The 14125-nt window shown below is 62.4% G+C and carries 11 protein-coding genes; 9 read left to right on the forward strand and 2 right to left on the reverse strand.

Features of this window, described 5'->3' with window-relative positions; translation table 11 throughout:
* Positions 1–37: 37 nt before the first annotated feature.
* The 6 genes from MUG98_RS12635 to MUG98_RS12660 all read left to right on the forward strand — a co-directional run bounded on the left by MUG98_RS12635 (position 38) and on the right by MUG98_RS12660 (position 6312).
* On the forward strand, positions 38–1141 hold the full coding sequence (locus MUG98_RS12635) for a Gfo/Idh/MocA family protein (protein WP_265107805.1): 1104 nt from the start codon (positions 38–40) through the stop codon (positions 1139–1141).
* Complete coding sequence (locus MUG98_RS12640) at positions 1138–2055, forward strand: hypothetical protein (protein WP_265107806.1); 918 nt, start codon at positions 1138–1140, stop codon at positions 2053–2055. The genes MUG98_RS12635 and MUG98_RS12640 overlap by 4 nt, the downstream gene beginning before the upstream one ends.
* Positions 2052–3026: an NAD-dependent epimerase/dehydratase family protein gene (locus MUG98_RS12645; protein ID WP_265107807.1), complete on the forward strand. Its 975-nt coding sequence runs from the start codon at positions 2052–2054 to the stop codon at positions 3024–3026. The genes MUG98_RS12640 and MUG98_RS12645 overlap by 4 nt, the downstream gene beginning before the upstream one ends.
* 96 nt (positions 3027–3122) lie before the next feature.
* Positions 3123–4223, forward strand: a complete 1101-nt coding sequence (locus tag MUG98_RS12650; protein WP_265107808.1) for a DUF354 domain-containing protein — start codon at positions 3123–3125, stop codon at positions 4221–4223.
* A 146-nt stretch (positions 4224–4369) separates the two neighbouring features.
* Positions 4370–5188, forward strand: coding sequence for a formyltransferase family protein (locus MUG98_RS12655; protein ID WP_265107809.1), 819 nt, complete (start codon positions 4370–4372; stop codon positions 5186–5188).
* A 326-nt stretch (positions 5189–5514) separates the two neighbouring features.
* Positions 5515–6312: a formyltransferase family protein gene (locus tag MUG98_RS12660; RefSeq protein ID WP_265107810.1), complete on the forward strand. Its 798-nt coding sequence runs from the start codon at positions 5515–5517 to the stop codon at positions 6310–6312.
* Positions 6313–6347: 35 nt separating this feature from the next.
* Here the strand turns inward: MUG98_RS12660 and MUG98_RS12665 are convergent, their stop codons facing one another.
* Together MUG98_RS12665 and MUG98_RS12670 are read right to left on the reverse strand one after the other, a co-directional pair.
* Entirely contained in the window at positions 6348–7955 is a 1608-nt protein-coding gene (locus MUG98_RS12665; RefSeq protein ID WP_265112454.1) for an alkaline phosphatase family protein, read from the reverse strand.
* 101 nt (positions 7956–8056) lie between these two features.
* On the reverse strand, positions 8057–9067 hold the full coding sequence (locus tag MUG98_RS12670; protein ID WP_265107811.1) for a lipid II:glycine glycyltransferase FemX: 1011 nt from the start codon (positions 9065–9067) through the stop codon (positions 8057–8059).
* A gap of 309 nt (positions 9068–9376) precedes the next feature.
* On the opposite strand from MUG98_RS12670, the gene MUG98_RS12675 reads away from it, so the two are divergent.
* From MUG98_RS12675 to MUG98_RS12685, 3 genes are all read left to right on the forward strand, one after another.
* Positions 9377–9634, forward strand: a complete 258-nt coding sequence (locus MUG98_RS12675) for a DUF1616 domain-containing protein (RefSeq protein WP_265107812.1) — start codon at positions 9377–9379, stop codon at positions 9632–9634.
* A 216-nt stretch (positions 9635–9850) separates the two neighbouring features.
* Positions 9851–11647 (forward strand): MFS transporter, encoded by a 1797-nt coding sequence (locus MUG98_RS12680; protein WP_265107813.1) that lies wholly within the window; start codon positions 9851–9853, stop codon positions 11645–11647.
* Between the two features lie 787 nt (positions 11648–12434).
* On the forward strand, positions 12435–13988 hold the full coding sequence (locus MUG98_RS12685) for an oligosaccharide flippase family protein (protein ID WP_265107814.1): 1554 nt from the start codon (positions 12435–12437) through the stop codon (positions 13986–13988).
* Positions 13989–14125: the final 137 nt, after the last annotated feature.

Genomic DNA, 14125 nt, shown 5'->3' on the forward strand with positions numbered 1-14125 from the left:
TGATAACAAAGCCCGCGGACGCCCCGTTCTCGTCCAGATGTCATCACGACTTTTCGGCCGGTTGACCGACTCCAGCGCGCTCACGGTCGGCGTGCTGGGGGTCGGGAACATCGGCATGGTTCACCTGCAGTCGGCACTCGCGATGCCGAACGTGGCGGTCCAGGCGGCCGCCGACACCGTGCCGGAGAACCGGGAACGGGCCGAACGAGCCGGTGTGCCGCGAACGTACGACGACTACGTCGAACTCCTCGAAGCCGAGACCCTCGACGCGGCGATCGTGGCCCTCCCGCCGTTCCTCCACGCCGACGCCGTCAGCCACGCTGCCGACGCCGGCGTCGACGTCTTCGTCGAGAAGCCGCTGGCTCGATCGACCGAGGAGGCGGACGAGTTGCTCTCGGTCGCCGATCGTGGGGGGATCGCGGTCGGCGTCGATCACACGCTCCGCTACCAGTCGGACATGCGCGGCGTCAGGCGGGCCTACGAGGAGGGACGCGTCGGCCACGTTCCCTACGTCTCGATGACCCGGCTCAACGACAGCCCGCTCGGTCGGCCGCCCGCCGAGGACGACCCGCCCGCCTGGCCGCACGATCCCGCCGCCGCGGGCGGCGGTTCGCTGTACGAACTCGGGATCCACTGCTTCGATCTCCTCGAGTGGATCTTCGGCGACCTCGAGATCCGCGACGCGGCGACCGGCCACTCGCTCGACGTCCCGGTCGAGGACGCGGCCACGGTCCTCCTCCGATCGCCGGAGACCGAGACCACGATCACCCTGCACTGTGGCTCCTACCAGTGGGAGGAACTCCCCGAAGTGAACACCCGGCTCCGACTCGAGGGGGTTACTGGGACGATCAGCAACGACCAGTTCCTCCCCGGGAACTTCTACGCGAGTGCCGCTCGCGCCGCCCTCGAGAACGTCGCGAAGCGATTCACCGGGAGCGGACCGGACGTATACGCCCCGACGTTCTACCTCGAGGCCCACTACGACGCGCTGGCCGACTTCTGTGACGCGATCCGCGAGAACGAGACGCCGCCGATCGACGGTGCCGACGGACGGCGGGCCCTCGAACTGGCAGAGACGGCCTACGACCGCGTGCGGACGGACGACGGGACGGAAACGGAACTGTCGGAGGTGATGCCGTGAGCACCGTCCGCGCTGTGACGATCGGCGAAGCCGAGCGTAGCGGCGGCTGGACGCCCGCGGTCGACGCGCGAATGGCGGCCCTCGAGACGCCGATTCGCCGCCTGCTCGAGCCGCGTGCCGCGACGCTCGCGGACGCCGACGAGATTACGGTCGTTCCCGACGCGCACTACCCGTTTCACCCCTCGTCCGGCGTGATCACCGATCCGGCCGTCACCGGCGCGGTCGTCGCCTATCTCGAACGCGAAACGAGCGCCGACGTCGCCGTCGCCGGATCGAGCGAGTACCTGTCCGCGGAGCGCACGAGCGAGTATCTCGGCTACGACGACGTCCTCGAACGGTTCGACGCGTCGCTGTTCGACTCCGCTGACGCTGCCCGGACCGGCGAGACCGTTCGGCTCGGCGACCAGTCGGTCGCGCTCGCGGTCCCGGAACGGCTGGCATCGGGGGCCGTGATCCCGGTCCCGACGCTGCGACCGACCCGGGACGGGCCGATCGCCGGCGGGTTGCGGACGCTCGCTCGCCACGTCGACTGCTCGATCGACGGAGGCGTCGCCGGGGCCGCGGCTGCGGCCGTCGTCGATCCCGAACTCGCCGTGCTCGACGCGACGATCGCGTACGCAGGCGAGCCCTACGCGGCGGAGACGCTGTTCGTTGGGCCGATCGCGGCCGTGGACGCCGTCGGTGCCGGGTTGCTCGATCGATCGCCCGCCGACGACGAGGCCCTCGAGTACGCGCTCCGGACGGCCCCCGACGCGATCCGGGTCGACGGCGTCGACGTGGCGTCGCTTCGCGATCGGTGCCCGTCCGGCGAGTTACCGCCGCCGACCGACCCCCATCCGGCCGTGTCGATCGCCTACCGGACTTACGCGGCGGTTAGCGGCGACGCCGTGCCGCCACAACTCGACGGGAGGTGACCACGGTGGAGACGAAGATCGCGGCCGTCACCGGCGCGACCGGCTTTCTCGGCACCCACCTCTGCGATCGACTGCTCGCGGACGGCTGGACGGTTCGGGGGCTCAGCCGGCCGACGTCGGACCGGAACGGACGCGACGACGTCGAGTGTTACGTCGGCGATCTCTTCGACGACGACGCGGTACGATCGCTCGTGGACGGGGCCTACGTCGTCTTTCACCTCGCGGGCGTCGGGCTCTGGAGCGCCGGCCCCGAGACGGTCGCGCGCGTCAACCGGGACGGCACGCGGGCCGTTATCGAGGCCTGCAGGGGGCGCGATACCGGCCGACTCGTCTTCACGAGCACCGCCGGGACGCGCCGCCCTCCGACCGAGGGTGCGGTCGCCGACGAGAGCGACGTCGCCGACCCGATCGGGGCCTACCAGTCCGCGAAGGCGGCGGCGGAGGAACTCGTCGACGAGTACGCCGCGACCGGCGACGCCGTGACCGTCCATCCGACCTCGATCTTCGGCCCCGGCGACGACGCGTTCACGGCGCAGCTGATCGCGATGGGGGTCGAACCGACGATGCCCGCCCACCTGCCGGGCGGCCTGAGCATCGTCGGGGTCGACGACGTCGTCGGTGGACTGCTGGCGGCCGCGGAGCACGGCACGACCGGCGAGCACTACATTCTCGGCGGCGAGAACCTCACCTACGATCGGGCCGTTTCGCGCATCGCCGAGTACACCGGCGGCTCTCCCGCCCGGGTTCGGGTTCCCGCGACGGCGATCCACGCCGCCGGCCCGGTGGCAGAGGCCGTACGCGCCGTCGCCGATCGTCACGTGTTCCCGTTCGATCGGCAGATGGCACGGCTCGCAACGCGACGGCTCTTTTACACCTCGCGGAAGGCCCACGAGGAACTAGGCTATACCTACCGGCCGATCGAGGCGCACCTCCCCGAGACGATGGCGTGGTACCGATCGGAGTTGCGGTAGCAGGATCGGCCGGTCGGACCGGAGCTCTCTCTGGAACGCCCTCGTTCCGGTGTACGTGTACTATTACAATGGGTCGACGACGGATACTCCCACTCGATGCGGATTCTCGTTTTCGCCAATACGCCCGCCCACGTGCATCTGTATCGCAACGCTGTCGCCCGGCTCACGGACGCCGGCCACGACGTGCTCGTCCTGACCCGAGAGTACGCCTGTACGACGGCGTTACTCGAGTACTTCGAACTTCCCTACCGGGTGTACGGAACCCACGAAACGGCCCGCTACTCGAAGCTCGGGTTCGCGACGGAACTGGGGAGCCAACTGCGCTCGATCGTCACCGAGACGATCCGATTTCGACCGGACGTCGTCTTCGGCCGCGGCCCCTACGCGGCGGCCGCCGGAACCATCTCCCGCACCCCCGTCGTGCTCGTCCTCGACGACGAACCGTTCGATTTCAACCACACCGTCTCCCGACCCTTCGCCGACTGTATCCTCTCGCCCGCGGTCACCCGCCGGGACCTCGGCGACGCCCACTACACGTTCGACGGCTTCAAAGAGTGTGCGTATCTCCACCCCGACGTCTTCGAACGGGACGAAAGCGTCCGCGGCGCTCTCGGCGTCGGCCCGGACGAACGGTACGCTCTCGTCCGGTTCAACGCGCTCGACGCCCTCCACGACGCCGATCTCGAGGGCTTCACCCCTCGCCAGCGCCGGGACCTGATCGAACGGCTCGCCGATCGCGCGACCGTCTTCGTCTCCGACGAGGGCGACGAGATGGACTTCGACGGACTGCCGGCCCGGCCGTACGATCTCCACCCGGCGCGGATCCACGACGCGATGGCCGAGGCCTCGCTCGTCGTCTCCGACACCGGGACGATGGTCACCGAGGCAGCACTGCTCGGCACGCCGGCGTACCGCTATCGCGGCACCGACGACCACGAGTACGGCGAGTTTCGAGAACTCGAACGCGCCGGCCTCGCCGAGCAGTTCGATTCCTACGCTCGCGTCCGCGATCGATCGCTCGAGATCCTCGCGGACGACGACGCCGAACGCCGCTGGCAGCGGCGACGACTGGCCTACGTCGGCGGCCTGGTGAACCTGACCGACGTGCTCGTCGACGTCGCCGAATCCCGCGGCGCGATCGATCGGCTCAGTTCGGCGACGCGAGGATCGCTGCGGGCTCGATCGACGTCTCCGTAACACGATCGATTCGTTCCAGGGTCGACTCGTTCCGGGGACCTCGGGCCCTTCGAGTACAACTGCTGGATGCTGTCGCTCGACAGGGAGTGTCTACCGCTCTCATATCGTTCATACTTACGGCGGTGCGTAACTCAGCGACGATATCGATGAGCGACGACGGACTCGCTCTCGGAATCTTGCTGGCCGAACCGGCGATGGAGCGGTGGGCCGTCGAGGCCGTCGAGACGGCGATCCGAACCGCCGACGTCTCGGTCGAACAGGTGATCCTCCCGATCGAGTCGGAGTCGGCCGCCTCGAACCGCTGGAAACGGTACGCGACGTCCGTGTTCGAGTACGGGGCGTGGACCCCCGTGCTCGCCTGGCACCGGCTCGTGACCGCGCCCGACTACCTCGAGAAGGTCCCGATCGAGAACCTCGCGTGGCTCGACGATGCCGATCGCGTTCGTACGCGGACCGAGCCCGCCGACGGGATCGGCCGGCGGTTCCCGGACTCGACCGTCGATCGGATCGCGGCCGCGGACCTCGACGTGCTCTTTCGCCGCGGGTTCGGGATTCTCGAGGGGGACGTCCTCCGGACGCCGACCCACGGCGTGCTCAGTTATCACCACGGAAACGTCAGGGAATATCGGGGTCGCCCGCCCGCAGTCTGGGAATTCGCACACGACGAGCGAACTGCCGGGATCACGCTCCAGCGACTGACGCCGACGCTCGACGGAGGCGAAATCGTCGTCGAACGGGAAATCGACATCGCCGACCACCCGACCTGGCAGGCCGTCGAACGAGCGCTGTTCGAAGCGTCGACCGACATGCTGGCAACCGCGTGCACGCGACTTGCGGACCCCGCGTTCGAACCACGGCCGCCGGACGAACTGGGTCCGTTGTACACGGAGCCAGGAGTGGTCGAGACGGTGCGGATCGAGTTCAAAACCGCGACGGGAACCGTGCTCGATCGCATCAGGTCCTGACGGGTCCCACGACGTGGGCCGCGAGACTTTTCGCTGGCTCATCTCGCCACGTTCTACTGGAACCGTTCCCAGACGCAGATCGATCGTCGACCGGGACCGGACTATCGAGTGTCGGCCGACGAACAGACGACGTCGGTGCCGGCCGAGTTTTCCTATCGCGATCGGCTCTCGCAGCGAAAAAAGGTATTTGATAATATCATCCTTCTACTTAAACCCCCACATCAGTCACACGCAGTCACTCCACGGCTAACGTTAACGGTGGACCTCAGTATACGGTAACGGAAATGGGTTGTGAGTCCATCTGCGTACTCTTCGAGGACGATTTCGTGCCCGCCTATCAGACGATGGTACTCCAGGAACTGGTCGATCGGACCGACGTCGATATCTCTCTCGTCGTCATCAACGACGAGACGCATCGGCTCAGGGACCGATCGCCGTTCGACCTGTTCGGTCGAGCCAGAACCTGGGGGGCGTGGCTCCCAGTGGGGGCCGCCATCGTACTGACGCGTGCCGTCCGCGGTCCACCCGCCTACGACACCCCGCGCCCCTTCTCGTCGGTCGATGCGCTCGCCGACGCAGACGTCGTGCGGTGTTCCCCGAACTGGGAGGGCGATGTTTGGCGATCGATTCCGGACCCGGTCGTCGACGAGATTGCGGACAGATCCGACGTCGTCGTGCGGTTCGGTTTCGGTCTCCTCACGGGGCGAATTCTCGACGCGCCGGAACACGGCGTCCTATCCTTCCACTTCAGCGATATCAGGGAGTACAGAGGCCGAATCGGTGCCCTCTGGGAGTTCATCGACGACGAAGATTCGGTCGGGGTCACCCTACAGCAACTCACGCGGCAGGTCGACGGGGGACGAATCGTCGCCGCAGACGACGTCCCGATCTACGATCGCGATACGTACGGCAGGATCAAACGCCGACAGCGTACGACGCTGATGGGCGAGTTGCTGGTCGAGGGAATCAGAAACCTGAGCGACGACGACTTCGAACCGACTGCGCCGGACGAACTGGGTACGTACCGGTCCGCACCGACCGTTCTCGAAGTCCTCCGGTACGTCCGAAAGAACGGCGCGAACAAGATCCGACACGGATTTTCGCGTCGACTCGACGTCGATTGATACCCGCTCCCGCGTGAGACGCGCTCGTCGATCGATCACTCGAGGTAGCCGAGATCGGCGAGTCGTTTTTCGACATCTTCGTCCGCCGTCTCGATCGACTCGCGGCCGTCGAACCGTGGGTACTCCCTCGAACCGGGCGAGTCGACGACGGGGAGCGGCGTTCCGTCCATCCGCTCGTCGAACGGGACGTCGAGCGTCGACAGCACGGTCGGTGCGACGTCGAAGAGGTGGGCGTTCTCGACGCTCGCGTCGGGATCGATCGCCTCACCCCGGGCCGCGATCGTCCCATCGCGCTTGTGGTTCCAGGGTTCCGCCGGCGGACCGAACTGCTCGTCGCGCAGCGTCGCCGAGAGGAAGTGATCGAAGTCGGCGGGAACGGTGACGACGTCGACGGCCCGATCGCTCTCCGGCCCGTCGAAGTACTCCTCGCGGCGGGTGACCGTCTCGAAGACGGGATCTCCGTCGGGCGTCCTGACGCGTCGCAGGTCCTCGATCAGCCGATCGCGGGCGGCCTCGTACTCCTCGGGTGGGACGACGCCTTCGGGGTCGCGCCCCGCGAGGTTGATGCGGATTCCGAGTTCGATTCGCGATCGCACGTACGCCCGCGAAGCGGGGAAGTCGACCTGCGTCGCGCCCGCGCTGACCAGCCCCGCAGGGACGTGCCTCGCGACGATATCGTCGATTCCGAGCCGTTCGAGGGCGGCCCCGATCCGCTGGCTCGTGAGCCCGACGCTGGCGGCAGCCGCCATCGCGCGCTCGGTGATCCCCGGGTCGCGATCGGTGGCGTCTCGCCCCTGCTTGAGGTTTCCGTCGCGAATCGTCGCCCAGTTCGGCATCCCGTCGCCGCCGTTTACGGTCTCGACGTCTCCCCGTTCCCGGAGGAACTGGTTCGCGCGGAACTCGTAGCCGTCGTACGGCCCCATCCCGTGGTCGCTGGCGACGATCACCGTGTCCGGATCGCACGTCTCGAGAGTCTCGGCGAGTTGGCGGTCGACCTCGCGGTAGATCGACGCGATCGCGTCGTCGTCGTCCGGGTCCTCGTGGAAGATCGAGTCGGTCGCCTGGAACTGGACGAACCCGAACTCGGGATCGAACCGATCGGCGAGGTAGCGAAACGCCTCGCCGCGCATCCGCACGCAGTCGGTGTAGGCTGTTCCGAGGTCTTCGTTCTCGTCGGGGTAGACGCGGTACTCGCCGACGGCGTCCCGCACGTCGTCGAGCAGTCCGTCGGGATGGCACGCCGGGTCCTCGGGGGCGGTGTACCCCGGAATCAGCGCCCCGTCGAACGATCGCGGCGGGTGCGTCACCGGGGCGTTGACGACGACGCTCGTGAACCCGTGTCGATCGAGCAGTCCCCACAGCGTGCGCTCGCGCACGTCGGTCGCGTTGACCACGTCCCAGTCGTATCCCTCGAACGTGAGGAAGCTGAAGACGCCGTGTTTGCCGGGATTCGTCCCCGTGTACAGCGACGGCCACGCCGAGGCCGTCCACGGTGGAATCTGGGACTCGAGCGGGCCGCCCGTGCCGTGCTCGTAGATCGATGCGAGCGTCGGGAGGTCGCCGGCTTCGAAAAACGGATCGAGCACCCGGTCACAGGCCGCGTCGATTCCAACCAGCAACGTCCGGAGGGAGAAGTCACCCATCGCCGACAGTTCCGCCACGTCGTACCTTCGTTATGGTGAGAATTACGCGCAGGGCCGTCCGTTCGGCGGCCGTCGCCCACGCGTCGCGGGGTCCCGTGGCGTCACTTGACTGAGTTGTACAGCGACGCGATCGTCTGCATCCCCCACGTCCCGTACTCGATGCTGTAGTAGGTTCGCAGTTCGGGGTTAAACTTCGCCTTGTACCGGTTGATCCGGGGCGTATCCGCACCGATCAGGTCGTAGGCGGCCAGTCCGCGATCGAGCGCGTCGCTCATGACCGCCCAGTCGAGCAGGTCGTTGGTCGGCAGGTCGACGTCCGCGTCGGTGCGGACGCCGCCGAGCCACCGGCCGATCGTGTCACCGTACTCCAGCGCCAGGATGCCGCCGACGAACTCGCCGTCGACCCGGAGCGCGTACGGTCGCACCGCTCCGGTCGCGGATCGATCGGCCAGATCCAGTACGAATTCCTCGGTGACGCCGAAGCTGATCCCCTGGGATTCGTAGCGGTGGCGGACCTGTTCGACGATGAGCCGGATCTCCTCGTCGCCGCCGACCTCGATCTCGTAGGCGTCATCGTCGGCGTTCCGGATGTTGCTCCGGGCGTCGCTACTGAACGACATCAGGAGGTCGTCCTCGTCAGGTGAGAGATCGACGGCGTACGTGTACTCGGGGGTTACGTCGTACCCGTTCCACTTGAACGGACGCGAATCCTCGAACGCCGTGCTGGTCCGCAGGTGCGCGTACCGCGGCGCGAGTTCCGACTCGATCCAGTCGAAACAGCCCTCCACGAACCGTTCCTGTCGCTTGTCCCGCTTGCGCTGTTTCAGTTTCCCCATGTTCAGGAACGCGGGGCCGAGGTACGGCACCCGGAGATGCGGCGGCGGCGAGAACGCCGTCGTGACGAACCCTTTCTCGATTTCGAAAATCGGGAAGAGGCCGACCGGTTCCTGTCCTTTGAACCCGATCAGCGGATGCAGGGTCGCGTCGGCGTGCTCGGCCTGCACCTGGAGCGCCTCGTACTCGTGACACAGCGTTCCCTGGGGCGATCGATCGACGTAGCCGTTCCATCGCTCTATGTCGTCGTCCGTCGCGATCCGAATTTCAACGCTCATGCGCTCTTCCAGACCTCCGCGTCTGCCGATCGTCGGCGGTCGCTGGCGCTCGCCGTCTCCCGGTTGCGAAAACTCGGCCGATCTATCATAGGTCACGGATCGGCCGACGTACTCTTTGTAATCTCCCTGTTTCTGTCACGGGACAACATCGGGCGTCGGCACACCGACGAAGAACGACCGGGTAGTCACCAACTACTGACGTTTTGGTTACTCACGTGAACCGGGCTCAAGCGGTCCGTACTGTTCGAGTATCGCGTACGTCGTGGCCACCACCATCCGAAACAGTCACATGCCGGTACGGCCGTCGTCGTGCCAGAGGACCGCCGTCCGCACGAGAACACCGACCCGGACGAGCAGGGACGGCATCGGCTCGAGCGCGAAGATCGTCTCGAGTACGTCGAGGTGGTCGAACGGACCGAGCGACCGCGACTCGAGTACACGCTCGGCGTCGGCACGCGACGAACGGAACGTCACGCCCACGGCCGAGGACGGAACCGTTCGCATTCCGTGTTGCTGTACGCCACCGGCATCCCCGAGACCCCGACCAACGAGAACGCGTACCTCTAGACGTGCTCAAGGAGAGTGACGTGGGAAGCGAGGAAGCCATGGATAGCGACGGTGACGACAGCGCGGACGACGAGCGATCGATCCGACCCGAGTTTCAGTCAGTCACATCGCCATCCCGCCGAGGTAGTAGAGCGCTAACTGGCGTCACAGAGGAAATAACAATCCGGCATTTTCCGATCCTCAAAGTCGAGTGGAATGTCACAGCAATTAGTATCAATGAGACGACTTCGACTGAAGATCGCGCTCTCCGTCGGCTTTCTCTCGGTCGCAATCGCCGCGCTCGTGGCACACGCGAATCCAGCTACGGGGTACGAGATCTCGATCTACTCGATGACGCCCGACCTGGTCTGGGCGGGGTTGACCGTCGCGTTCGTCGTCTCGCTGTTCGTCGCGCTCGCCTCGACGACCCACCGAGATCGCGGATTGCGTTCCGTCGCACTCGTGCTGGGAGGCACGGTAGCGACCGTCTTCGTTGGCTTACCGATCGTCCGTGGCTATCACTTCTACGGGCAGCACGACGCGCTGACCCACCTTGGATGGGCTCGAGCGATCAGCGAGGGAACGATCACGCCGTTCGATCTATTCTACCCCGGGATCCACACGGTAACGGTCGTGATCAACTCCGCGCTCGGGATTTCGCTCTCGCGATCGATGCTGTTCGTCGTGTTGCTGGCTTCGCTCGTGTTCTTCGCGTTCGTGCCACTCTGTGTCGGCGCGATCGTTCCGAAACGACTGGCGGTCGTCGTCGCCACGTTCTCCGCGTTCCTGCTGTTGCCGATCACGACGATCTCAATGTACATGTCCGCCCACGCGATGTCACAGGCCGTGTTGTTCTCCGCGCTGTTCGTGTACCTGTTCGCGAAGTACGTCGACGCCGGTCGGGACGTGACGACGGTCTCCGCCGTCGGCATTTTGTTCGCCCTCGTGTCGATCGCGATCGTCACGTACCACCCACAGCTCGCCGCCCACCTGATCGTCGTCTTACTCGGGATCGCCGCCGTCCAGTACCTTGCTCGGCGCGTGGCGAGTGCCGATCGGATCGCCGGCCAGACGCCCGTGTACGGTCAGACGCTATTCCTGATCGCGGTCTTCGTGCTATGGATCTCGAACCACGGATTCGTTTCCGATACGATCGCCTACTTCTTCATTTCCGTCGTCGAGGTCGTCTTCGGAGACGGCATGGGCGCGGGGTCATCCGTCACCACGCAAGGTGCATCGCTCCAGGCGATCGGCGGCAGTCTGATCGAGATCTTCTTCAAGCTCTTCTTCCCGCAACTCGTGTTCACGCTGCTTGCCGGTCTGCTCGGTCTCGGCGCCCTCGTCCACTGGAACCGACTCGAGAGCGTTCGCGCCGAGACGACGTACTTCGTCGCTGGGCTGTCCGGTCTCGGCTGTCTGTTCGTCGTCTACTTCCTCACGCCGGGTTCGAAGATGTACTTCCGCGCGTTCGGGCTGGTGATGCTGTTCGTCACGATCCTCGGTTCGATTTCCCTCTTTGTGATTCTAACAGAACTTCGTCGGCGCAGTTCCAGCGCTGTGGGCCGATCCGGCCACGCGCTGTTCACTGTGGGCTTTAGTTTCCTAGTGATTCTGTCGCTTGCAGCCGTATTCCCCTCGCCGTATATCTATAACGCATCACCCCACGTCTCCGAAGGGGCGATTAGCGGGTATGAAACGGCTTTCACGAACCAAGACGAAGATGTCGGGATCGTCGGATTACGGGGCACTGCCAACCGGTACGACGATGCGGTAAATGGGAACGCAGACCGGATGCGGCTACACGAGAGCGCATCTGAAACAGCGTTCGACGATGAGCTCACTACATATTATGAATCGGATCGGTATCTTATACTCACATCTGCGGATTACCAACGAGAGCAGCGAGCCTATCGGGGACTTCGATACGCACAAGAAGATCTGCGTTCTATAACGACTGAGCCTAGAGTGTATCGTGTTCAATCAAATGGAGAATTTGAAATGTATTATATCAATTCAGAAAATTCCACCGCGTAATATACGGACACATACTATTTTAAAAATTTATATTCCTCCCCCAAAATACTGATTATGTTTATTGAGTTTAGCGTCGGACAAAATGCGCCACACTGTTCGCACTCGAGTGGTCGTCATCGCGGGTAACAGGCCGTGAGATGTGGTTGAGTGTTTACTGCTTTTGTCCGACACGATATCACCGTCCCTGTATAGCACAATGGTAGTGACCGCAGGATATTGTGATGGATTTGTAGAATGTGAATACACGACCCGAATTCCTATCAAAGAACCATATACCAGAATATTTATAATTATATTCGACATTATATAACCAAAATTGTGTAAACGGATCAGAAGTCGTTCCATAACAAAGTTAGAAAACATGATTTGACGGAGCGATGGATTGGGAAAAGCCGGTAAAGATTGAGTCGGTCGTTTTTACGTGGCCTAAAAGTGCGATTGATCGCCGTCACTGGGAACTTTAATCAATGAATCATCTTGACATCCCTCTCGATAGGGAGTCGTCGTTCATGAGTGGTGAACAAATTATTAATAACACGATATGTGATTACAAGAAACAACTCTTGAGATACCGTGTTATCGAAGACGACTGCAGGCCTCACACAGAAGGACACAACAAGCGGACGAAGGCGGCCGCTAAGCTGCACCAAAGCTACTCAGACGAAGAGGATCGCGACTGTACTACCGAACCAGCCGTACGGACTCACCGCTTGTGTGGTGACATTTCTAAAAGTCTGAGTAATGATAGTAATGTAATCAATCAACAAATATATAAATACAACTGCTAATGGCAGAACGAGAACGCGAGCTATCGGCCTTGCTTTCGAGCGCCACTTTAGTGATGCTCGGCGGGATTATGAGTTCAGCGGCGAACCTGGCTGAACGAGTCGTAATCGGACGCTTGCTTTCACCCGCTGCTTACGGCGAGGTGAGTATCGGTATCGCGCTACTGATGTTTATTTTGATGATCGCTCTTGCCGGCTGCACGCAGGGCGTATCACGATTCATACCAAGGTACGAGGCTGTCGAAGATCGCCGTGGGGTCTGGGTGAGCGGATTACTCGTCACGACGACGTTGTCCCTGATTCTTGGAGTAACAATGTTTCTCGTCGCTGAACCAATCGCTGCTCGACTATTCGAGACTGACGAAGCGGTAATTTTCGTGCGGTTTCTTGCAGTCTCACTACCGTTTATCGTTAGCTTTCGGATTGCCGTTGCTGGTATCCGAGGATACGAGAACACGATCTACAAGACCGCTATTCAAAGCTTCTTGGATCCATTCCTTCGCACCGGCTTGATCGCGCTGTTATTACTTTCCGGAATCGGAATTATCGCAGTGGGAATCGCCTACTTTCTCGCTGCAATTCTGACGTCCCTCGTTGCACACGTACTCCTCAACCAAATCATGAACTTGCGCGGGAGATATCGGACGCACACAGGAGAACTTCTTACTTTCTCGATGCCGCTTGTCGTCTCGACCGTCATCGGCATCATGCTTTCTCGAACGGATACACTAATGCTTGGGTACTTCCGCAGTTCCTACGAAGTCGGCATGTACGATGCTGCTTATCCGATTGCTGCCGGACTGACCGTCGTTCTCTCTGCGTTCGGTTTTCTCTATCTTCCGATCGCCTCACGGCTCGATGCCGATGGTGAACGGGACGTGGTTAACGACATTTACTCGACGTCGACGAAGTGGGTATATATTCTTACGTTTCCTGCATTTCTTCTACTCGTGGTCTTCCCACAAGATGTGATCATGCTTATTTTTGGACCATCCTATACGAATGCATCCGCAGTTTTACCTATCCTCGCTGTTGGCTTCTTTCTGAGCGCGACCGCCGGTCGAGACCGTGAGACGTTGTCTGCGGTCGGTGCGACTACCTGGATTGCCGTTGGGAATGGTACGGGAATTATAGCCAATATACTGTTGAATATTGTCCTTATTCCACGATACGGATACATGGGTGCCGGTGTTGCTTCCGTTATATCACTGTTTATCGTTCACACAGTCATCTGCGGAATACTTGCAGCTAAGTACAATATCACGCCCCTCTCTCCGGAAGCAGTTCGCTGTTACGTATTCCTCCCAATCGTATTGCTCCCGCTCGCATTCGTTCTTTCGCCGTGGATTTCAATTTCCATCGTGACGCTGTTCCCGTTTCTCGTGACCGCTGGAATCATTTCTCTCATCGTCGTCGGACTTGTTGGTGGACTTGAACCCGACGACGCTGTCGTAATCAATCTCATAGAGGACAAAACAGGCGTATCCCTTCCACTGGTTCGCCGGTGGATACCGAATTCGGATAAGGAGGCGACCGATTCGTTCTATGCAAATTGACAGAAAGGACAATTTCTGTACGGGCTCCCGAGTGAGACTAGTATCACTGTATCGTTCAGAAATAATATAGCTGTAGGTCATTGTACGATAGTATGCCGTCTCGGTGACCAATAGTCGTACTGGTGACAACGTGCTTA

The organism is Halosolutus halophilus (genome assembly GCF_022869805.1).
Classification (GTDB): Archaea; Halobacteriota; Halobacteria; order Halobacteriales; family Natrialbaceae; genus Halosolutus; species Halosolutus halophilus.

Excerpts from the sequence above, each read along its gene's own strand:
- MUG98_RS12670 (WP_265107811.1), bottom strand. The coding sequence starts at position 9,067 with ATGAGCGTTGAAATTCGGATCGCGACGGACGACGACATAGAGCGATGG.
- MUG98_RS12655 (WP_265107809.1), top strand. The coding sequence starts at position 4,370 with ATGAGCGACGACGGACTCGCTCTCGGAATCTTGCTGGCCGAACCGGCG.
- MUG98_RS12685 (WP_265107814.1), top strand. The coding sequence starts at position 12,435 with ATGGCAGAACGAGAACGCGAGCTATCGGCCTTGCTTTCGAGCGCCACT.
- MUG98_RS12635 (WP_265107805.1), top strand. The coding sequence starts at position 38 with ATGTCATCACGACTTTTCGGCCGGTTGACCGACTCCAGCGCGCTCACG.
- MUG98_RS12665 (WP_265112454.1), bottom strand. The coding sequence starts at position 7,955 with ATGGGTGACTTCTCCCTCCGGACGTTGCTGGTTGGAATCGACGCGGCC.
- MUG98_RS12680 (WP_265107813.1), top strand. The coding sequence starts at position 9,851 with ATGAGACGACTTCGACTGAAGATCGCGCTCTCCGTCGGCTTTCTCTCG.
- MUG98_RS12650 (WP_265107808.1), top strand. The coding sequence starts at position 3,123 with ATGCGGATTCTCGTTTTCGCCAATACGCCCGCCCACGTGCATCTGTAT.